Source organism: Micromonospora sp. NBRC 110037, from assembly GCF_001652995.1.
GTDB lineage: Bacteria > Actinomycetota > Actinomycetes > Mycobacteriales > Micromonosporaceae > Micromonospora > Micromonospora chalcea.
In genome coordinates, this window is record NZ_BBVA01000002.1 from 1,178,685 (window position 1) to 1,198,496 (window position 19,812).

General features: G+C 75.8%; 19 protein-coding genes. All 19 read left to right on the forward strand.

From position 1 onward, the window contains the following. The first annotated feature begins 45 nt into the window (after positions 1-45). The gene (locus A4R25_RS04275; RefSeq protein ID WP_064445673.1) at positions 46-2,763 is read left to right on the forward strand and encodes a LuxR family transcriptional regulator; all 2,718 of its coding nucleotides are present in this window, start codon (positions 46-48) and stop codon (positions 2,761-2,763) included. Between the two features lie 575 nt (positions 2,764-3,338). After that, positions 3,339-5,618 (forward strand): FAD-dependent oxidoreductase, encoded by a 2,280-nt coding sequence (locus A4R25_RS04280; RefSeq protein WP_064445674.1) that lies wholly within the window; start codon positions 3,339-3,341, stop codon positions 5,616-5,618. Then, the gene (locus A4R25_RS04285) at positions 5,615-5,935 is read left to right on the forward strand and encodes a putative quinol monooxygenase (RefSeq protein WP_043323424.1); all 321 of its coding nucleotides are present in this window, start codon (positions 5,615-5,617) and stop codon (positions 5,933-5,935) included. The genes A4R25_RS04280 and A4R25_RS04285 overlap by 4 nt, the downstream gene beginning before the upstream one ends. Beyond that, positions 5,932-7,158, forward strand: a complete 1,227-nt coding sequence (locus A4R25_RS04290) for a cytochrome P450 (RefSeq protein WP_043323426.1) — start codon at positions 5,932-5,934, stop codon at positions 7,156-7,158. The genes A4R25_RS04285 and A4R25_RS04290 overlap by 4 nt, the downstream gene beginning before the upstream one ends. Before the next feature lie 52 nt (positions 7,159-7,210). After that, on the forward strand, positions 7,211-7,876 hold the full coding sequence (locus A4R25_RS04295) for a TcmI family type II polyketide cyclase (protein WP_064445675.1): 666 nt from the start codon (positions 7,211-7,213) through the stop codon (positions 7,874-7,876). Positions 7,877-7,969: 93 nt separating this feature from the next. Beyond that, complete coding sequence (locus tag A4R25_RS04300; RefSeq protein ID WP_043323431.1) at positions 7,970-8,353, forward strand: DUF1622 domain-containing protein; 384 nt, start codon at positions 7,970-7,972, stop codon at positions 8,351-8,353. 55 nt (positions 8,354-8,408) lie between these two features. Beyond that, a complete protein-coding gene (locus tag A4R25_RS04305; RefSeq protein WP_064445676.1) occupies positions 8,409-10,529 on the forward strand; it encodes a heavy metal translocating P-type ATPase in 2,121 nt (706 codons plus the stop codon). A 94-nt stretch (positions 10,530-10,623) separates the two neighbouring features. Then, positions 10,624-11,022, forward strand: coding sequence for a molybdopterin-binding protein (locus A4R25_RS04310; RefSeq protein WP_043323433.1), 399 nt, complete (start codon positions 10,624-10,626; stop codon positions 11,020-11,022). Further along, entirely contained in the window at positions 11,019-11,801 is a 783-nt protein-coding gene (modA, locus tag A4R25_RS04315; RefSeq protein ID WP_064445677.1) for a molybdate ABC transporter substrate-binding protein, read from the forward strand. Before A4R25_RS04310 ends, modA begins: the two co-directional genes overlap by 4 nt. Then, the gene (locus A4R25_RS04320) at positions 11,798-12,595 is read left to right on the forward strand and encodes an ABC transporter permease (RefSeq protein WP_064445678.1); all 798 of its coding nucleotides are present in this window, start codon (positions 11,798-11,800) and stop codon (positions 12,593-12,595) included. Before modA ends, A4R25_RS04320 begins: the two co-directional genes overlap by 4 nt. Continuing rightward, positions 12,592-13,647, forward strand: a complete 1,056-nt coding sequence (locus tag A4R25_RS04325; RefSeq protein ID WP_043330044.1) for an ABC transporter ATP-binding protein — start codon at positions 12,592-12,594, stop codon at positions 13,645-13,647. The genes A4R25_RS04320 and A4R25_RS04325 overlap by 4 nt, the downstream gene beginning before the upstream one ends. A 104-nt stretch (positions 13,648-13,751) precedes the next feature. Then, positions 13,752-14,015, forward strand: coding sequence for a hypothetical protein (locus A4R25_RS04330; RefSeq protein WP_205796395.1), 264 nt, complete (start codon positions 13,752-13,754; stop codon positions 14,013-14,015). 49 nt (positions 14,016-14,064) lie between these two features. Then, the gene (locus tag A4R25_RS04335; protein WP_373887999.1) at positions 14,065-15,084 is read left to right on the forward strand and encodes a zinc-binding alcohol dehydrogenase; all 1,020 of its coding nucleotides are present in this window, start codon (positions 14,065-14,067) and stop codon (positions 15,082-15,084) included. 2 nt (positions 15,085-15,086) lie between these two features. Next, on the forward strand, positions 15,087-15,485 hold the full coding sequence (locus tag A4R25_RS04340) for a 6-carboxytetrahydropterin synthase (protein ID WP_043323437.1): 399 nt from the start codon (positions 15,087-15,089) through the stop codon (positions 15,483-15,485). Between the two features lie 4 nt (positions 15,486-15,489). Next, positions 15,490-16,527, forward strand: coding sequence for a glycosyltransferase family 4 protein (locus tag A4R25_RS04345; RefSeq protein ID WP_064445680.1), 1,038 nt, complete (start codon positions 15,490-15,492; stop codon positions 16,525-16,527). Further along, a complete protein-coding gene (locus tag A4R25_RS04350; protein WP_064445681.1) occupies positions 16,524-17,333 on the forward strand; it encodes a class I SAM-dependent methyltransferase in 810 nt (269 codons plus the stop codon). The genes A4R25_RS04345 and A4R25_RS04350 overlap by 4 nt, the downstream gene beginning before the upstream one ends. A gap of 147 nt (positions 17,334-17,480) precedes the next feature. Next, positions 17,481-18,377 carry a lysylphosphatidylglycerol synthase transmembrane domain-containing protein gene (locus tag A4R25_RS04355; protein ID WP_231915483.1) on the forward strand — a complete coding sequence of 299 codons (897 nt, stop codon included), beginning with the start codon at positions 17,481-17,483 and terminating at the stop codon, positions 18,375-18,377. 69 nt (positions 18,378-18,446) lie between these two features. Further along, the gene (gene ribA / locus A4R25_RS04360) at positions 18,447-19,076 is read left to right on the forward strand and encodes a GTP cyclohydrolase II (RefSeq protein ID WP_030499246.1); all 630 of its coding nucleotides are present in this window, start codon (positions 18,447-18,449) and stop codon (positions 19,074-19,076) included. Then, positions 19,073-19,762 carry a RibD family protein gene (locus A4R25_RS04365; protein ID WP_043323447.1) on the forward strand — a complete coding sequence of 230 codons (690 nt, stop codon included), beginning with the start codon at positions 19,073-19,075 and terminating at the stop codon, positions 19,760-19,762. Before ribA ends, A4R25_RS04365 begins: the two co-directional genes overlap by 4 nt. The last annotated feature ends 50 nt before the right edge of the window (positions 19,763-19,812 follow it).

Sequence of the window (19,812 nt, forward strand, 5' to 3'; positions counted from 1 at the left end):
GTCCGCCTCTTTTCCGACGGGTTGCCCATCTGTGACACTGCATGCATGCTTTCTGCATCGACAGTGCATATTGCTCTGCGGGGCCGGGACGACGAGTGCGACGCGATCCGCCGGCTCCTCGACCGGGACTCCGGCGGCGCGCTGCTGTTCCACGGGCCGCCCGGCGCCGGCCGCAGCGCCCTGCTGGCGTACGCCCGCCGGTGGGCGACGGGACGCACGGTGCTCACCGGCGCCGGCCTGGCCGACGAGTCGACGCTGCCCTACGCCGGGCTGCACCGCCTGCTCGACCCGGTGCTGGACGCGGACACCGCGCTGCCGGTGCGGCAGCGCCGGCTGCTGCGCCGCGTGCTCGGCGGCGACGGCTGCCCGGCCGACCAGCGGCTGGCCCTCGCCGCGGCGGTCCGCTCCCTGCTCGCCGCCGTGGCCGCGGACCGGCCGCTGCTGTGCACGGTGGACGACCTCGACATCGGCGACCGGCAGAGCGCCTGGACGCTCGCCGTCGTGGCGCGCCGGCTGCGCCGGCTGCCGGTGGCGGTGCTGCTGACCGCCACCGCCCCGGCCACTGTCGACGGTGTGCCGGCGCACCGGCTGCGCCCGCTGGACGCCGACGAGTGCCACGCGATGCTCACCGACCGGGGGCACCGGCCGTCCGCGCCGGTGGCCGCCGCGCTGGCCACGCTCAGCGGCGGCAGCCCGGCGGCGCTGGCCGACCTGGCCGGCAGCCTCACCCCGGCCCAGTGGCGGGGCGAGGCGCCGTTGCCCGGCACGCCGCCGGTGGACGGCGCGCTCGCCGCCGCGTACCGGGCCCGCCTGGACCGGCTGCCGGCCCCGACCCGGCGGATGGTGCTGCTCGCCGCGCTCGACGACGCCGCCGACCCGGGCACGCTGGTACGCGCCGCCTGGTCCGCCGGTCTGACCGTGGAAGCGCTCGCCCCCGCCGAGGCGGCCGGGCTGCTGCGGACCGGGCCCGGCGGGGTGACGTTCCCGCACCCGCTCGCCCGCACGATGATCACCGCCGTCGCGCCGCTGGCCGACCTGCGCGCGGCGCACCTGCTGCTGGCCGGCACGCTCGCCGGCGGCCCGCTGGGCCGCGCGCTGCGCCACGCCACCGCCCCCGACTGCCCGGCCGACGTGCTCGCCGCCGAACTGACGGCGGCGGTGGACGGGGCGTCCGACCGCGCCGCCGCGGCCGCCGCGCTGCGCCGCGCCGCCGAGCTGACCGCCGATCCCGGGCGGGCCGCCGAACTGACGGTGGCGGCGGCCCGCTGCGCCTGGACCGCCGGCGACCCGGACCAGGCCCGGGGGCTGCTACGGCACCTGACCGCCGCGCCGCCCGCACAGGACCGGGCCGACCTGCTCCGCGGCGAGATGCAGCTGCGCTGCGACGCGCCCGCCGCCGCGGTCGCCACGCTGCTGGCCGCCGCCGACGCGGTCGCGCCGGCCGACCGGCGCTCCGCCCTGCTCGCGCTGGTCCGCGCGGGCGAGGCCATCTGCGTCACCGGCGACCAGTTCCGCTACGCCGAGGTGGCCCGCCGCGCGGAGGCGCTGCGGCGGCCCGGCGACCCGCCCGACCTGGACCTGCTGGCCACCTTCGCGGTGGGCGTCGGGGCGACCCTGCGCGGCGACCACGCCCGTGGCGGTCCGGCGCTGCGCCGGGTCGTCGTCCTCGGCGGCCGGCTGTCCGGGCCCGCGCTCACCCCGGGCGCGCTGGTCTGCGCCGCCGCGGCGGCGCTGCTGGTGGCGGTGGACGGGCCCGCGCACCGGCTCGCCGGCCGGGCGGTCGACGTGGCCCGCTCGCGCGGCGAGCTGTCCCTGCTGCCCCGGGCGCTGGAGCTGCGCGCCGTCGCCGAGTACTGGCTGGGCCGGCACGAGGCGGCGGCGGAGACCGCCCGCGAGGGCGTGCGCGCCGCCCGCGACACCGGCCAGCACGCCTGCGCCCAGGTGCACCTCGGCATCCTCGCGGTGCTGGCCGCGGTACGCGCCGACCGGGCCGGCGCGCTGGCCCGGATCGCCGAGATCGGTGACGGGGCCGCGCCCGGGAGCCGGCCGGACGCGTACGCCAGGTGGGCGCTCGGTGTGCTGGACCTCATCGACGGCCGGTACGCCGACGCGGTCGCCCGGCTGTCCACGCTGGCCCGCACCGGCACCGGGCGGGGGCAGGTGCTGGTGCAGGTGATGGCCACGCCGTACCTGGTGGAGGCCGCCGCCCACGACGGCGGGCGCCCGGCCGCCGCGCTCGCCGTGTTCGACCACTGGGCCAGCAGCACGGCCAGCCCGTCGCGGCGGGCCCTGGCGGCGCGCTGCCGCGCGCTGCTCGCGCCCCGGGGCGGCCCGGAGGCCGAACGGGAGTTCCACGCGGCGCTGCGGCTGCACCCGGCCGACACCGACCGGTTCGAGCGGGCCCGCACCGAACTGCTGTTCGGCCGCGAGCTGCGCCGCCGGCGCCGCCCCCGGGACGCCCGGGCCCACCTGCACCGGGCGCGGGAGACGTTCACAGTGCTCGGCGCGACCGTCTGGGCCGACCGGGCGGGCGAGGAGCTGCGCGCGGCGGGGGAGTCGGTCGGGCCGGCGCCGAACGGCCCGGAGCAGTTGCTGACCGGGCAGCAGCTGCACATCGCCCGGTTGGTCGCGCAGGGGGCGACCAACCGGGAGATCGCCACCCGGATGTCGCTGTCCACCCGGACCGTCGACCACCACCTGCGCAACGTGTTCCACCGGCTGGGTGTGCGCTCCCGCACCGAACTGGCCCGCCTGCTGGCCTGACCACCGGCCGCGCCCCGCCCCGCCCCGCCCCGCCGCGCCGCGCCGCGCCGCGACCGTCGTCGGGCCGGGCCGCAGGCACGTCGCGCCGCGCCGGCCCCGCGACCGGCACGGTGCACGCCGTGACCGTGCACACCCGCCACACCTCCCCACCCCGGTCGCGGAGAGTCGCGGGAGTGTCCGGCGGGACGTGCGCACATGGCCGCCTTTGCTCTGCAGCCGCGTACGCATCGATCACTGACAGTGCTCGTTCGGGATCTTGCCGAAATCGGGCTGACCGACCGAGTTGCAGGTCAGTGCAGTGATGCGCCAATGGCTGCAGAGCAAAGGCGGCCGAAAGGCCTGCCTGCCCGACCTCGACGCTCTCACGCTCGGTGAGGTCGACGCAGAGTGAGGCAGCTGGGGAATCCGTCTGTCGGCTGCGCCGTTCGCACGGCATCAGCACGCTCCCGACCGTCGTGCGCGCCGTCCCGGCGGCGTCACCGGGGCCGGACCTCCGGCGGGTCGACGGTGACGAGGTGGTGACGCGGGCTGCGGCAGGGTCGCGGCACGACGACGGCACGGTTCGAGGGGGCTGCATGATCAGGACGATGCTCCGGCTGCGCGCGCGCCCCGGGTGCGAGCCCGCCGTCGGGCCCGCGTTCGAGACCGTGGCGGGGCAGCTCGGCGCGCTGGCCGGCAACCTGCGGCACGAGCTGCTGCGCGACGCCCTCGACCCGCGCGGCTTCGTCGTCGTCACCGAATGGGCCGACGAGGCGGCGCTGAGCGCGTACCGGCGCGGGCCGGTGGCGGCCCGCCTGGCCGGCCTGCTCCAGCCGCTGACCGAGCCGGCCGACGGCCCCGGCTACCCGCTGCTGCGCGAGACCGGGGACGGCGAGGGCCCGGTCTACGTGGACGTCGAGCTGACCGTGCCGCGCGACCGGCTCGCCGAGTTCCACCGGGGCTACCCCGAGGTGGTACGGCGGATGACCGCGATACCCGGCTACCGCCGCGAGCAGCTGCTGCGCGAACCCGGCTCGGACATCCACCACATCTTCGCCGAGTGGGACGGCGCCGCGCCGTTCCTCGCCTGGATCAGCGACCCGGCCCACGCCTCCGCGCAGGCCGGACCGATCGCACCGTTCCTTCTCGACATCCGGCGCCGCCTGTTCCACGTCGTGCCCGACGCGGACGGCAGCAGTCACCCCACCACGGGCTGGGAGGCCGACGTGCACAGGACAACAGACGTACTCGTCGTCGGGGCGGGGCCCACCGGGCTGACCGCCGCCGTCGAACTGGCCCGGCGGGGCATCGACTGCCTGGTGATCGACAAGCAGGCCACCCCGCCCGGCCACGCCGACAAGGCGATCGGCGTGCACTGCCGCACCATGGAGATCTGGGAGGAGCAGGGCGTCGTCCGGGAGGCCATGGACGCCGGCATCTGGCTCACCGGCAACATGGTGTTCGTCAACGGCGCGCAGACCCACCGGATGAGCTGGGAGCTGCCCGGCCTGCCGTACGCCCACCTCGGCCTGCCGCAGTACGAGACCGAGCGCATCCTCACCGACCGGCTCGCCGCCCTCGGGGTGCGCCCGCGGCGCGGCGCCGAACTCGCCGACCTCACCCAGGACGCCGACGGCGTGACCGCCACCGTCCGCACCGCCGACGGCGGCACCGAGACGGTACGCGCCCGGTACGTCGTCGGCGCCGACGGCGCGCACAGCCGCGTCCGGGAGCAGCTAGGGCTCACCTTCACCGGCGGGCTCGGCCGGTTCCCGCAACTGTTCATGCTGGTCGACGTCGACGTGAACTGGGACATGCCGGACGGGCACCTGCTGCGGTTCCTGCACATGACCGACGGGCAGATGGACGGCATGCTCGTCTGCGTACCGCTGCGCGGCGAGCACCGCTACCGCATAGCCACCCTCGCCCCGCCCCGGTTCTTCGCCCAGACCGGCGGACGCGACGCCCCGCCCGGGTTCAGCGAGGAACTCGACGAGCCCACCATCGAAGACGTGCAGGCCGCGCTGGACCGCCTCGCGCCACCCGGCACCCGGGCGAGCAACCTGCGCTGGTCGTCGGTGTTCCGGATCAGCCACGGCATCGTCGACCGCTACCGCGACGGCCGGATCTTCGTCGCCGGGGACGCCGCCCACCTGCACCCCCCGGCCGGCGGCCAGGGCATGAACACGGGCATCCAGGACGCCTGGAACCTGGCCTGGAAACTCGCGCTCGCGGTACGCGGGCTCGCCGCGCCCGGACTGCTGGACAGCTACGAGACCGAGCGGCGGCCGGAGGGCGAGGAGATCGTCGGCCGGGCGGTACGGATGGCCGGCACCGAGGAGGTGGACCGCGCCGACCTGGAACGGCAGTTCCTCCAGGAGATGTCCATGCTGCTCAGTTACGCCGGCAGCCCGCTGGTCGGGGAGACCGTCGCCGACCCGGCCGCGCTCGGCGACGCGCCCCGCCCCGGCGACATCGCGCCCGACGTCGACGGGCTGCGCCGCCGCGGCGTCGGCCACCCGCTGCGCCTGCGTGACCTGACCCGGGGCACCCGGCACACGCTGCTGCTCTACGCCGACCGCACGGCCGGCGCGGAGGAACTCGCCGCGTTCACCGGCCTGTGCGCCGACGCGCGGCGGCTCGCCGGCGGGGAACTCGACGCGTACCTGCTGCTCGACCCGGACGTCGACGAACCGCGACTGCTGGACCCGCCGGTGGTGCGCGACGCCGAGCGCCGCTTCCGCGCCGGGTACGGGCTGGACGGCACCGGCCTGTACCTGATCCGCCCGGACGGGCACGTCGGCTTCCGGGGCGCGCCGGTCGACCCGGACGCGCTGCGCAAGCACCTGCACCTGGTGTTCGGGAGCGCGCGGTGAGCCGGGTCCGGACCGTGCTGGCGATGCGGACCCGGGAGGGGTGCGCGGAGCGCTTCGAGGCCGAATGGCTCAGCGCCGCCGAACAGATCCGCACCCTGGACGGCTGCCTGCACCAGGACCTGGTCCGTGACGCCGACGACCCGCGCAGCTACCTGGTCATCAGCGACTGGGCCGACCGCGAGCGGCTGGACGCGTTCGGCCGCAGCGAGCAGCGCGACCGGCTGCTGCGCGTCATCCGGGAGCTGCGCGAGTCCGCCGACCGGCACACCTACCAGGTGCTGCACAGCGTGGCCGGCGAGCCGGGGGAGGGGCGATGACCGACGACGTGATGCCGGCGAGCGAGCTGTACACCGACTCGTTCGCGGCCGACCCGTACCCCGCGCTGGCGCGGCTGCGCGCCGAGCGGCCGGTCTGCCCGGTCGGCTCGCCGCGCTTCGACTCCTGGCTGATCACCCGCTTCGACGACGCCCGCACCGCGCTGACCGACCCGCGCCTGTCCAAGGACCTGTACGGCCCGGACCAGCACTACCTGAAGATCTTCGGCCCGAACTCCGAGGGCCTGAACCGCAACATGCTCAACTCCGACCCGCCGGAGCACACCCGGCTGCGTCGCGTGGTGTCGCAGGCGTTCGCGCCGCGGCGGATCGAGGCGCTGCGCCCCCGGGTGGCGTCGATCGTCGACCAGTTGATCGACAAGATGGCGCCGCACGGCGAGGCGGACCTGATGCACGAGTTCGCCATCCCGCTGCCGATGACTGTCATCTGCGAACTGCTCGGCGTGCCGCCGGCCGACCACGACCGGGTGCTCGACTGGACCCAGGTCATCCGCACCTCCGGCTCCACCAGCCGGCCGCCGGCGCAGGAACGGGCCGCGGTGCAGGAGGCCCAGTTGCGGCTGCACCACTACCTGGCCGGGCTGGTCCGGGCCAAACGCGACGACCCGGCCGACGACATCATCGCCGCGTTGATCCGGGCGGTCGACCAGGACGGGACGCTGTCCGAGGCGGAACTGGTCACCACCACGTTCCTGCTGCTGTTCGCCGGGCACCAGACCACCGCCGACTTCCTCGGCAACGCGGTGCTGGCGCTGCTCACCCACCCCGAGCAGATGGAACTGCTGCGCGCCACGCCGCGCCTGCTGCCGGCCGCGATCGAGGAACTGCTCCGGTTCGACGGGCCGCTGCCCGTGGCCAGCCCGCGCATCGCCACCGAGGACGTCGACTACCAGGGCGTACGCATTCCGCGCGGCGCGATCGTCGGAGTCGCGATCAACGCGGCCAACCACGACCCGGCGCACTTCGCCGACCCGGACCGGCTGGACCTGCGCCGCGTCCGGGGCCCGCACCTCGGGTTCGGGCACGGCGTCCACTACTGCCTGGGCGTCTCGCTGGCCCGGATGGAGGCCGAACTCGCGCTCGGCGCGCTGCTGCGCCGGCTGCCCGGACTGCGCCTGGGCGTGCCGCTCGCGCAGGTGCGCCGGCTCCCCGCCGCCTCGCCGTTCCGCGGCCTGCTGGAACTGCCTGTCACCTTCACCGCCTGACGGCGCCGCCGCCTCGCGCCGCAGCCCCCGTCGCAATCATCAAGGAGCAGTCATGGTCTTCCGCAACGTGATCGTCTGTCACATGGTCCCCGGCAGCGAGCAGATCGTCGGCGACGTGTTCGGCCACTACGACCAGGCCACCCGGCCGCAGGACCTGGGCGTCATCGGCCGGTACCTGCTGTCCCACCACGACCTCTACCTGCACGTGATCGAGCGGGAGCAGGACCCGCGGATCTCCGGGCAGACGCGCGGGCTGCCCGCCTTCCAGAAGATCGCCGAGGAGATCGGCCCGTACGTGACCCCGTACCCGCGCTACTGGAAGAACCCGTCGGACTCGGTGGCGAAGGAGTTCTACCACTGGGCGCCCGAGGGCGAGCCGCCCGCCGACACCACGCTCACCGTCATCGTCGGGCGGATCAAGCCCGGCGCCGAGCCGGACGTGGCGCGGGTCTTCGCCGAGTCCGACGCCGGGTCGCTCCCGGCCGACCTCGGGGTCACCGGCCGCTGGCTCTACTCGATCGACGACGTCTACGTGCACCTGCTGGAACAGGAGACGTCGACGGCCGAGGCCACCCGCGACCGGCACGGCGACAAGCCCGCCTTCGGCAAGGTGATGCAGGACCTCGGCCCGTACATCGAGCCGTACCGGCCGGAGAAGTGGCAGGGCCCGCAGGACTCCCTGGCCACCGTCTTCTACCGCTGGCAGGCCCAGGACTGAGCACGCCTCCGCGCACCCGCCCTCCGGGTGGCGGGAGCGCGGAAACGCCGCCCCCGCGACCGGCCGTACGCCAGGCTGGTGCGGGGGTGCCGGGTGCCGACGAAGGAGATCGTCCAGCACGTCGGGGCGCTGCTGGACCTGGCCGGGGTGCTGGTGATCGCGGTCGGCGTCGCGGTCGCCACAGTCGTGTTCGCGGTGCGCTGCGTCCGGACCCGGCAGGTGGTGGCGCACTACCGCGCGTACCGGCAGGGGGTCGGCCGGGCCATCCTGCTCGGCCTGGAGTTCCTGGTCGGCGGCGACATCATCCGGACCGTCGCGGTGTCGCCTACGTTCACCAGCGTCGGCGTGCTGGCGCTGATCGTGCTGGTCCGTACGTTCCTCAGCTTCTCCCTCGAGGTGGAGCTGGACGGCCGGTGGCCCTGGCAGGGCCGCCCTCCGGCGGACCGGCCGAGCGTCGGCGCCCGCCCCCAGCGCTGATCGCCCGTCACGTATTACCCCCAGGGGGTATGGTGGTCGGCGGAGGTGACGCCCGATGGAGCACTCACCCGCTCACCACGGCGACCACGGCACCGATCATGGCGGCGGCGCGCACGCCGGGCACGACCCGGAGCAGTTCCGCCGCCGATTCTGGCTGAGCCTGGCGCTGACCCTGCCGATCGTCGCCACCAGTCACATGGTGATGGACTGGTTCGGCTACTCGATCGACCTTCCCGGCGTGCGCTGGGTCGGCCCGGTGCTCGGCACCGTGGTCTTCCTCTACGGCGGCTGGCCGTTCCTCACCGGCGGCCTGCGTGAGCTGCGCGAACGCAGCCCCGGCATGATGCTGCTGATCTCGATGGCGATAGTCGTCGCGTACCTCGCCTCGGCCGCCACCAGCATCGGCCTGTTCGACCTGGACTTCTGGTGGGAGCTGGCCGCGCTGGTCACCATCATGCTGCTCGGCCACTGGCAGGAGATGCGGGCGGTCGGGCAGGCACGCGGCGCGCTCGGCGCCCTCGCGGCGCTGCTGCCCGACGACGCCGAGCGCCTGGACGACGCCGGGCGGCCGCATCCGGTGCCGGTCGGCGAGCTGCGGGTGGGCGACCTGGTGCTGGTGCGCCCCGGCGGACGGGTGCCGGCCGACGGGCGGATCGTCGAGGGCGCCGCCGAGCTGGACGAGTCGATGATCACCGGCGAGTCGCGGCCGGTGGCCCGCGCCGCCGGGGACCGGGTGGTCGCCGGCACCGTGGCCACCGACTCCACCCTCCGGGTACGCGTCGAGGCGGTCGGCGCGGACACCGCGCTGGCCGGCATCGGGCGGCTCGTCGCCGAGGCGCAGGCCTCCGGCGGGCGCGCGCAGGTGCTCGCCGACCGGTTCGCCGCGCTGCTGTTCTACCTGGCGGCGTTCGCCGGCCTGGCGACGTTCGCGGTGTGGGCGCTGCTCGGCGACCCCGACCAGGCGGTGGTACGCACCGTGACGGTGCTGGTGATCGCCTGCCCGCACGCGCTCGGCCTGGCGATCCCGCTGGTGGTGGCGCTGTCCACAGCGCTGTCGGCGCGCGCCGGCATCCTGGTCAAGGACCGGCTCGCGCTGGAGCGGATGCGCACCGTCGACACCGTCCTGTTCGACAAGACCGGCACGCTCACCACCGGCCGGCACACGGTGACCGGAGTGGCCGCCACCAGCGGGCTGGACTCCACAGCCGCCCTGGCCCTGGCCGGCGCGGTCGAGGCCGACAGCGAGCACCCGCTGGCCCGCGCGCTCGTCGCCGCCGACGACGCGCGGCCGACGTCCGACGCCGGGCCGACGTCTCCCGGGCCGACGTCTCCGACCGGGTCCGACGCCGAGCCCGGCCCGGCGCGTCCGGTCGCGCGCGGCTTCCGGGCGCTGACCGGCCGGGGCGTGCGCGCCACCGTGGACGGCGTGGACTGGGCGGTCGGCGGACCGGCCCTGCTGCGTGAACTCGACGCCCCGGTGCCGGACGACCTGGCCCGGGCCGCGCAGGAGTGGTCGGGCCGGGGCGCCGCGGTGCTGCACCTGGTCCGCCTGCCCGAGGGCGGGCCGCCGGAGGTGACCGCCGCGTTCGGGCTGGAGGACCAGGTCCGCCCGGAGGCGCGGGCCGCCGTGGCCGAGCTGCGCGACCTCGGCGTACGCAAGATCGTGATGATCACCGGCGACGCGCGCCCGGTGGCCGAGGCGGTCGCCGCCGACCTCGGGTTCCGGCCCGGCGTCGACGAGGTCTTCGCCGAGGTGCTCCCGGCCGACAAGGACAAAGCGGTGGCCGAGCTGCGCGGTCGGGGACTGACGGTGGCGATGGTCGGCGACGGCGTGAACGACGCCCCGGCGCTCGCGCGCGCCGACGTCGGGCTGGCCATCGGCGCCGGCACCGACGTGGCGATCGAGTCCGCCGGGGTGGTGCTGGCCGGCTCCGACCCGCGCGGCGTCGGCGGCGTGATCCGGCTGTCCCGCGCGTCGTACCGGAAGATGCGGCAGAACCTGGCCTGGGCGGCCGGCTACAACGTGGTCGCGATCCCGCTGGCCGCCGGTGTCCTCGCCTGGGCCGGGATCGCGCTCAGCCCGGCGCTGGGCGCGGTGCTGATGTCCGCCTCCACCATCGTGGTGGCGCTCAACGCCCAACTGCTGCGCCGGGTCCGGATCACCCCGGCCGACTGACCCGCAGCTCCGGTTCCCGAGCCGCCTTGAGGTTCGCGGATGCGAGCCACCATGCCCCTTCCGGCTTGCATGTGCGGGCCGCTAGGGTGAGCGCGTGACGGTGTTCCGGATCGGTGAGGCAGCCGAACTGCTCGGGGTCAGCGCGGACACGGTCCGCCGCTGGATCGACGCCGGCAAGCTGCCGGCCACCCGCGACGAGCACGGCCACCGGGTGCTCGACGGCGCCGACGTCGCAGCGTTCGTCCGCGCTCCCGGCCACCCCGAGCTGTCCTCGGCCCGCAACCGGCTGCGCGGCATCGTCACCGCCGTGGTCAAGGACACCGTGATGGCCCAGGTGGACATCCAGGCCGGGCCGTTCCGGGTGGTGTCGCTGATGAGCCGCGAGGCCGTCGACGACCTCGACCTCCAGGTCGGCGCCGTCGCCGTCGCCGTGATCAAGTCGACCACCGTCGTGGTCGAGCGAGCCACCCCCAGGGGAAGGACCAGCCCGTGACCGTACGGTGGATTCGCGCCGCCCTCGCCGGCGCGCTGGTGGCGGCGCTCGGCCTGACCGGCTGCGGCGACGCGGACGCCCCGGCCGGACCCGACGGCGCCGGCCCGGTGACGGTGTTCGCCGCCGCCTCGCTCACCGAGTCGTTCACCCGGCTCGGCAAGGACTACGAGACCGCGCACCCGGGCCGTACCGTCCGGTTCAACTTCGGCGGCAGCTCCGGGCTCGCCACCCAGATCACCCAGGGCGCGCCCGCCGACGTGTTCGCCGCCGCGTCCCCGGCCACCATGAAGACGGTCACCGACGCCGGTGACGCCGCGGGCGAACCGGCCGTGCTGGTCCGCAATCAGCTCGTCGTGGCCGTACCCCGGGGTAACCCGGCCCGGGTCGGCGGCCTGGCCGACCTCGCCCGCCCCGGCGTCAAGGTGGCGCTCTGCGCCGAGCAGGTGCCCTGCGGCGCCGCCGCGCGTACCGCGCTGGACGCCGCGGGTGTGCGGCTCACGCCCGCCACGCTCGAACAGGACGTCAAGGGCGCGCTGGCCAAGCTGCGTCTCGGCGAGGTCGACGCGGCACTGGTCTACCGCACCGACGTCCGCGCCGCCCCCGGACTCGACGCGGTCGAGTTCCCCGAGTCGGCGCGTGCGGTGAACGACTACCCGATCGTGGTGCTGCGCGCCGCCGGCAACCCGGCCGGTGCTCGCGCCTTCGTCGACTTCGTCCGCTCCGACGCCGGGCTCGCCGTGCTCACCGCCGCCGGGTTCCAGGCGCCGCCCGGCGCATGAGCCGCACGGTACGCCGGCAGCGGGTGCCGATCGCCCTGCTCGTGCCCGCCGGGCTGGGACTGGCCTTCCTCGTCCTGCCGCTGGCCGGTCTGCTGCTGCGAGCCCCCTGGACGACGCTGCCCGGGCGGCTGACCGAACCGGGTGTGCTCACCGCGCTGCGGCTGTCGCTGGTGACCGCCACCGTCGCCACGCTGCTCTGCGTGGCGCTCGGCGTACCCCTGGCGTGGCTGCTGGCCCGGGTGGAGTTCCCCGGGCGGCGGCTGGTCCGGGCGCTGGTCACGGTGCCGCTGGTGCTGCCGCCGGTGGTAGGCGGCGTGGCGCTGCTGCTGGTCTTCGGCCGGCGCGGGCTGATCGGCTCGTGGCTGGACGAGACGTTCGGCGTGACGCTGCCGTTCACCACCGCCGGGGTGGTGCTGGCCGAGGCGTTCGTGGCCATGCCGTTCCTGGTCATCGCCGTCGAGGGGGCGCTGCGCGGCGCCGACCCCCGGTACGAGGAGGCCGCCGCCACGCTCGGCGCCGGGCGGTTCACCACGTTCACCCGGGTCACGCTGCCGCTGGTCGCCCCGGGCGTGGCGGCCGGGGCGGTGCTCTGCTGGGCCCGCGCGCTCGGCGAGTTCGGCGCCACCATCACGTTCGCCGGCAACTATCCGGGCCGCACCCAGACCATGCCGCTGGCTGTCTACCTGGCGCTGGAGACCGACCTGCAGGCCGCGATCGTGCTGAGCCTGATCCTGCTCACCGTCTCCGTGGTCATCCTCGCCGCCCTGCGCGACAAGTGGGTCGGCAGCACATGACCGCGCTGCTGGACGCGCATCTGGCCGCCGAGCGGGACGGCTTCAGCCTCGACGTGCGGCTGCGCATCGCCGCCGGTGAGGTGGTGGCGCTGCTCGGCCCCAACGGCGCGGGCAAGACCACCGCGCTGCGGGTGCTCGCCGGGCTGCACCCGCTCACCGCCGGGCACCTCACGCTCGACGGCGCCGACCTGGACCGGCCGGACCGCCGGATGTGGACGCCGCCGGAACGGCGGCCGGTCGGCGTGGTGTTCCAGGACTACCTGCTGTTCCCGCACCTGAGCGCGCTGGACAACGTGGCGTTCGGGCCGCGCCGCCGGGGCGCCGACAAGCGGGCCGCCCGCGCCCGTGCCCAGCAGTGGCTGGACCGGGTCGGCCTCGGCGACCAGGCCCGGCGCCGGCCCCGGCAGCTCTCCGGCGGGCAGGCGCAGCGGGTCGCGCTGGCCCGCGCGCTCGCCGTCGACCCGGCCCTGCTGCTGCTCGACGAGCCCCTGGCCGCGCTCGACGCGCGGACCCGGCTGGACACCCGCGCCGAACTCCAGCGCCACCTCGGCGCGCATCCCGGCGCGACGCTGCTCGTCACCCACGACCCCCTCGACGCGCTGGTGCTCGCCGACCGGCTGGTCATCGTGGAGCACGGCCGGGTGGTGCAGGAGGGTGACGCCGCCACCGTCACGGCGCGGCCACGCACCGACTACGTGGCCCGGCTGGTCGGCCTGAACCTGCACCGCGGCCGCGCCGACGGGCACACGGTCACCGTCGGTGAGCTGGCACTCACCACCGCCGACACCGTCCACGGTGACGTGTTCGTCGCCTACCCGCCGGCCGCTGTGGCGCTGCACCCGTCCCGGCCCGAGGGCAGCCCGCGCAACGTGTGGGCGGCCACCGTCACCGGCGTGCAGCGCCACGGCGACAACCTGCGCGTGCAGCTGGCCGGCCCGGTCGAGGTGGCCGCCGACGTCACGCCCGCCGCCGCGGCCCACCTCGGGCTGATCCCCGGCCGGCCGGTCTGGGCGGCGGTCAAGGCAGCGGAGACGCGCGCCTATCCGGCGTGACAAACACCGCTGGTCGCGGCATGTGCGCAGGTGAGAGGTTTGATCTGCGCTCAACCGGTCACTGGGACGGTAGCGACGACGCAAAGGGGGACACGGTGCCCGACATGATCCGCAACAGGTCCAGTCAGGACGCCGACCTGCCACGGGGAGTCACCGACCCGTTGCTCTGGCGGGCCGCGTACGACGTGGCCGTCGCGCACCGGCCCGACGAGTCCGGCCGGTGCGAGAGCCTGCTGTGTGACGGTCAGGTCGCGCCGTGCGACGCGCTGACGGCGGCCCACCGGGCGATGGAGCTGGCCGGGGACCGGCACGCCGACCGGGCCGAGCCGGAAACGTGGCGTACGGAGCAGCGGCGGCGCGCCGCCTGAGCATCGGGTCGCGGGCGGTTCGAACCGTTGACGTCCCGCTTCCGTGTTTATGATCGACAACTCGGTCGGAATGCGGGGAAGAGGAGAGTTCGTGACGGTAGACGCCCAGGCGTTCTGGCTCCGCGCTCCCGGCGAGGGCGAGATCCGGCCGGTGCGCGTCGCCTCGCCCGGCCCGGGTGAGGTGCTGGTGCGTACCCGCTTCTCCGGCGTCAGCCGCGGCACCGAGACGCTCGTGTTCACCGGCCGTGTCCCGGCCGACCAGCACGCCGCCATGCGCGCGCCGTTCCAGGAGGGCGACTTCCCCGCCCCGGTGAAGTACGGCTACCTCAACGTCGGCACGGTCGAGGCTGGCGACGAGCGGCTGCTCGGCCGTACCGTCTTCTGCCTCTACCCGCACCAGAGCGCGTACGTGGTCCCGGCCGACGCCGTGACCGTCGTGCCGGACGGCGTGCCGGCGCAGCGCGCGGTGCTGGCCGGCACCGTGGAGACCGCGGTGAACGCGCTGTGGGACGCCGCGCCGCTGGTCGGCGACCGGGTCACTGTCATCGGCGGCGGGATGGTCGGCTGCGCGGTCACCGCGCTGCTGGCCCGCTTCCCCGGCGTCCGGGTCGAGCTGGTCGACGCCGACCCGGCCCGCGCCGACGTGGCCGCCGCGCTCGGCGCCGACTTCGCCGCGCCCGCCGACGCGGCCGGCGGTCGCGACCTGGTGGTGCACGCCAGCGCCACCGCCGACGGGCTGCAGCGCGGCCTGGAGCTGCTGCGTCCCGAGGGCACCGTGCTGGAGCTGAGCTGGTACGGCGACCGGCCGGTCACGCTCGCGCTCGGCGGCGCGTTCCACTCCCGACGGCTGCGCATCCGCAGCAGCCAGGTCGGCACGGTGTCGCCCCGGCGCGCCGACCGCAGCTACGCCGACCGGCTCGCCCTGGCCCTGGACCTGCTCGCCGACCCGGCGTTCGACGCGCTGCTCACCGGCCGGTCCCGCTTCGACGACCTGCCCGACGTGCTGGACCGGCTCGCCTCGGGCCGTCTGCCGGCGCTGTGCCATCTCATCACCTACGGCGAGGAGTGAACGTGTTCAGCGTGACCGTCCGGGACCACATCATGGTCGCCCACAGCTTCCGCGGCGAGGTGTTCGGCCCGGCCCAGCGGCTGCACGGCGCGACGTTCGTCGTCGACGCCACGTTCCGCCGGCCGGAACTGGACGACGACGGGATCGTGGTCGACATCGGGCTGGCCACCGAGCAGCTCAAGGCCGTGCTCGGCGAGCTGAACTACCGCAATCTCGACGACGAGTCCGCCTTCACCGGGGTGAACACCACCACCGAGGTGCTGGCCCGTACGGTGGCCGACCGGCTCGCCGACGCGGTGACGGCCGGCCGGCTGGGGGAGGGGGCGCGCGGCCTGACCGGGATCACCGTCACCCTGCACGAGTCACACATCGCCTGGGCGAGCTACGAGCGGTCGCTCTGACCGGATGAGCGTCGTCCACGTGGTGCTGCCGGGTGACATCGACGACCCGGCGGACCCCAGCGGCGGCAACGCCTACGACCGTCACGTCTGCCGTGGCCTGGCCGGACGCGGCTGGACGGTCCGGGAACACCAGGTGCCCGGCGGCTGGCCGCACCCGGGGCCACGCGAGCGCGCCGACCTGGCCGGACTGCTCGGCGGGCTCCCCGCCGGCGCGACGGTGCTGCTCGACGGCCTGGTCGCCTCCACCGTGCCGGACGTGCTCGCCCCGCACGCCGCGCGGCTGCGCCTGGTGATCCTGGTGCACCTGCCGATCGAGGGGGAGACCGAGGCACGGGCGCTGGCGGCGGCCACCGCAGTGGTAGCCACCAGCGAGTGGACCCGCGGCCGGCTGCTCGACCGCTACCGGCTGCGCCCCGAACTGGTGACGGCCGCCCCACCCGGCGTCGACCCGGCGTCCGTCGCCCCCGGCACGCCCGGCGGTGGGCGGCTGCTCTGCGTCGCCGCCGTCACGGCGGTCAAGGGCCACGACGTGCTCGCCGCCGCGCTCGCCGACGTGGCGGACCTGAACTGGACCTGCGACTGGGTGGGACCGCTGGAGCGGGACCGGCCCTTCGCCGACCGGATGCGCGGGCGGCTCGCCGCCGAGGGCCTGGGCGCCCGGGTCCGGCTCACCGGCCCCCGTACCCGGCCGGACCTGGCCGCCACCTACGCCGCCGCCGATCTGCTGGTTCAGCTCTCGCGACAGGAGACGTACGGGATGGTGGTCACCGAGGCGCTGGCCCGGGGCGTACCGGTGCTGGCCAGCGACACCGGCGGCCTGCCGGCCACGCTCGGGCACGCGCCCGGCGGCGAGCGGCCCGGCCTGCTGGTGCCACCGGACGACCCGGGCGCGACCGCCGCGGCGCTGCGCCGCTGGCTCACCGACCCCGGCCTGCGGGACCGGCTGCGCCGCGCCGCCCGGCAGCGGCGGGACACCCTCACCGGCTGGCCGGTCACAGTGGACCGGCTGGCGACGGCGCTGAAGGAGGCGACCGCGGCATGACCACCTCACTCCCGCCCGGCTTCGCGGACTGGCTGCGGCTGCGAGAGCCCGCCGACGCGGCGGCCCGCAGCGCCGAGCTGGCCGACGCGGTCCGCGACCGGATGCCCGCCGGCCGGCCGCTCGTCGTGCACGACCTGGGCAGCGGCACCGGTTCGATGGCCCGCTGGCTCGCGCCCCGGCTGCCCGGCCCGCAACGCTGGGTGCTGCACGAACGCGACCGGGACCTGCTGGCGCTGGCCCGCTCGGCGCGGCTCACCGCCGCCGACGGGGCCGAGGTCACCGTGACGACGCTCGACTCGGACATCACCCGGCTGACCGCCGCCGACCTGGCCGGCGCGCACCTGGTCACCGCGTCCGCGCTGCTGGACATGCTCACCGCCGAGGAGGTCGAGCGGATGGCGGCGGCCTGCGCCGGGCACCCGACGCTGTTCGCGCTCACCGTCAGCGGGCGGGCCGAGTTCACCCCGCCGCACCCGCTCGACGCCGAGCTGACCGCCGCGTTCAACGCCCACCAGCGGCGCACCGTCGACGGCCGGGCGCTGCTCGGGCCGGACGCCGTGGACGCCGCCGTGGCCGCGTTCTCCCGTCACGGCGTCGAGGTCGTGGTGCGCCCCACCCCGTGGCGGCTCGGCCCGGAGCAGGCGGAACTGGCCGCCGAGTGGCTCACCGGCTGGGTCGCCGCAGCGGTCGAGGAACTACCGCATCTGTCCGGGCCCGCCGGGACGTATCAGAAGTGGCGGCTCGCCGAGGCCGCCGCCGGCCGGCTCGACGTGGTGCTGCACCACGCCGACCTGCTCGCCGGCTGAACCGTACCGGCTGCTGGCACGTGACAACCGGTGGGAACGAGGGAGGACCGTTTGTCACACGTCGCCGTCGCCGTCGCCGGACCCGTACCGGCTGTCACGCCCGCGCCGCCGCGCCGGGCCCGGACGCGCCGGACCTGGGTACGTCCGCTGCTCGGGCTCGCGGTGCTCGCCGTGCTCGTCGCGTCAGTGGGCACCGGTCCGTTCCTGGCCGGGCTGCGCCTGATCGACGCGCCGGCGCTGGCCGCCGCGCTCGGCATCGGCGTGATCACCACCGTCTGCTGCGCCTGGCGCTGGTCGCTTGTCGCCGGCGGGCTGGGCGTACGGCTGCCGATGCGCGCCGCGGTGGCGCACTGCTACCGGGCGATCTTCCTGAACTCGACGCTGCCCGGTGGCGTGCTCGGCGACGTGCACCGGGCGGTCCGGCACGGCCGCGACGCCGGGGACGTGGCCCGGGGCGTACGGGCGGTGGTCTGGGAGCGCACCGCCGGTCAGGTGGTGCAGGTGGTCATCGCGGTGGCGCTGCTCGCCGCGTTCCCGTCACCGGTGCGCCGGTACCTGCCGTGGCTGGCGGCCGGCCTGGCCGTGGTGGCGCTGGCGCTGGCGCTGGCCGCCCGCGCGGTGCCCCGCTCCGGGGCGTCCCGCTGGGCGCGGGCGGCCCGGACCGTGGTCGCCGACGTGCGCTCCGGCGTGCTGGGCCGCCGGACCTGGGCCGGTGTGGTGATCGCCTCGACTGTGGTGTTCGCCGGCCACCTGGCCACGTTCGTGGTGGCCGCCCGCACCGCCGGGACGGACGCCCCGCTGTCCCGCCTGCTGCCGTTGACGCTGCTCGCCCTGCTGGCCATGGCGGTGCCGCTCAACGTGGGCGGGTTCGGCCCGCGCGAGGGGGTCGCCGCGTGGGCGTTCGCCTCGGCCGGGCTGACCGCCGCGCAGGGTGTGGCGACCGGCACGGTGTACGGCGCGCTGGTGCTGGTGGCCAGCCTGCCCGGCGCCGCGGTGCTGCTGGCGCGGCGGATGCCCCGGCGGGAGCCCGGCAACTGTCGGTGATCCCGCCTACGGTGGGGGAGCGAGGTGTGCGTCGCCGGGTCCGCCCGGCGACCGGACGACAGGAGAACCATGGACGAAACCCTGCCCACCGCGACGGTCCGGACCCGCGTGACGGTCCCGCTACGGTTCCCCGACGGTTACGTGACGACCGCGCGCGTGCACACCTTCCACGGTCTCGTCGACGGGCGCGAGCACCTGGCGTTCGGGCTCGGTGAACACGTCGACGCCGACCCGCCGCTGGTCCGCCCGCACAGCGAGTGCCTCACCGGGGACGTGTTCGGCAGCCAGCGCTGCGACTGCGGGCCGCAGCTGCGCGAGGCGGTCGAGCGCATCGCCGAGGCCGGTGGCTACCTGCTCTACCTGCGGCAGGAGGGGCGGGGCATCGGCCTGTACGCCAAGCTCGACGCGTACGCGCTGCAGGACGACGGCCTCGACACGTACGAGGCGAACCTGGCGCTCGGGCGCGGCGCGGACGAGCGTGACTACACGGTGGCCGCGCAGATGCTCGGCGCGCTGGGCGTGGACCGGGTGGCCCTGCTCAGCAACAACCCGGACAAGGCGGCCCAGCTCGAACGGCTGGGCGTCACGGTGGCCGACCGGGTGTCCACCGGCGTGCACCTGTCGCCGGCGAACGCCGGTTACCTGGCGGCCAAGGTGACCCGCGCCGATCACGCCCTCGACCTGCCGTTCGTGCCGTGACCACCCGCCCGTACGTCCTGCTCAGCTGCGCGATGTCGATCGACGGATACATCGACGACGCGACCACCGACCGGCTGCTGCTGTCGAACGACGACGACCTGGACCGGGTCGACGCGACCCGGGCCGGGTGCGACGCGATCCTGGTGGGCGCGGCCACCGTACGCCGCGACGACCCCCGCCTGCTGGTGCGCAGCGAGCGGCGGCGCGCCGAGCGGGTGGCGCGCGGCCTGCCCCCGTCGCCGGTGAAAGTGACAGTCACCGGCAGCGGCGACCTCGACCCGGGGGCGCGCTTCTTCACCATGGGTGACGGGCTCAAGCTGGTGTACTGCCCGAGCGGAGTGGTGGACAAGGCCCGTGAGCAGGTCGGCGCCGTGTCCACGGTGGTCGACGCGGGCGATCCGGCCACCGCGGAGGCGGTGGTGGCCGACCTGGCCGGGCGCGGCGTGACGCGCCTGATGGTGGAGGGCGGCGGCTCGATGCACCGCCAGTTCCTCACCGCCGGCCTGGCCGACGAGCTGCACTTGGTGGTCGCCCCGTTCTTCGTGGGGGACCGTCGGGCGCCGCGCTTCGTCGGGGACGGCCGCTTCCCGTGGCACCCGGGCCGTCGGGCCCGGGTGGTCGAGGTACGCCAGATCGGCGACGTGGTGCTCACCCGCTACGCGTTGTCCGACCGCTGCCCGGCCTGACCCGTCGTCCCGCCCGGTCCACCCTTGTGCAAGCTCACGGTCGTGATTAG

Bases quoted from the DNA above. Each gene is read 5' to 3' on its own strand.
- A4R25_RS04280 (WP_064445674.1), top strand. From the start codon at position 3,339: ATGATCAGGACGATGCTCCGGCTGCGCGCGCGCCCCGGGTGCGAGCCC.
- A4R25_RS04350 (WP_064445681.1), top strand. From the start codon at position 16,524: ATGACCACCTCACTCCCGCCCGGCTTCGCGGACTGGCTGCGGCTGCGA.
- A4R25_RS04325 (WP_043330044.1), top strand. From the start codon at position 12,592: ATGACCGCGCTGCTGGACGCGCATCTGGCCGCCGAGCGGGACGGCTTC.
- A4R25_RS04290 (WP_043323426.1), top strand. From the start codon at position 5,932: ATGACCGACGACGTGATGCCGGCGAGCGAGCTGTACACCGACTCGTTC.
- A4R25_RS04275 (WP_064445673.1), top strand. From the start codon at position 46: ATGCTTTCTGCATCGACAGTGCATATTGCTCTGCGGGGCCGGGACGAC.
- A4R25_RS04320 (WP_064445678.1), top strand. From the start codon at position 11,798: ATGAGCCGCACGGTACGCCGGCAGCGGGTGCCGATCGCCCTGCTCGTG.
- A4R25_RS04335 (WP_373887999.1), top strand. From the start codon at position 14,065: ATGATCGACAACTCGGTCGGAATGCGGGGAAGAGGAGAGTTCGTGACG.
- A4R25_RS04345 (WP_064445680.1), top strand. From the start codon at position 15,490: ATGAGCGTCGTCCACGTGGTGCTGCCGGGTGACATCGACGACCCGGCG.
- A4R25_RS04330 (WP_205796395.1), top strand. From the start codon at position 13,752: ATGATCCGCAACAGGTCCAGTCAGGACGCCGACCTGCCACGGGGAGTC.
- ribA (WP_030499246.1), top strand. From the start codon at position 18,447: ATGGACGAAACCCTGCCCACCGCGACGGTCCGGACCCGCGTGACGGTC.
- A4R25_RS04305 (WP_064445676.1), top strand. From the start codon at position 8,409: ATGGAGCACTCACCCGCTCACCACGGCGACCACGGCACCGATCATGGC.
- A4R25_RS04295 (WP_064445675.1), top strand. From the start codon at position 7,211: ATGGTCTTCCGCAACGTGATCGTCTGTCACATGGTCCCCGGCAGCGAG.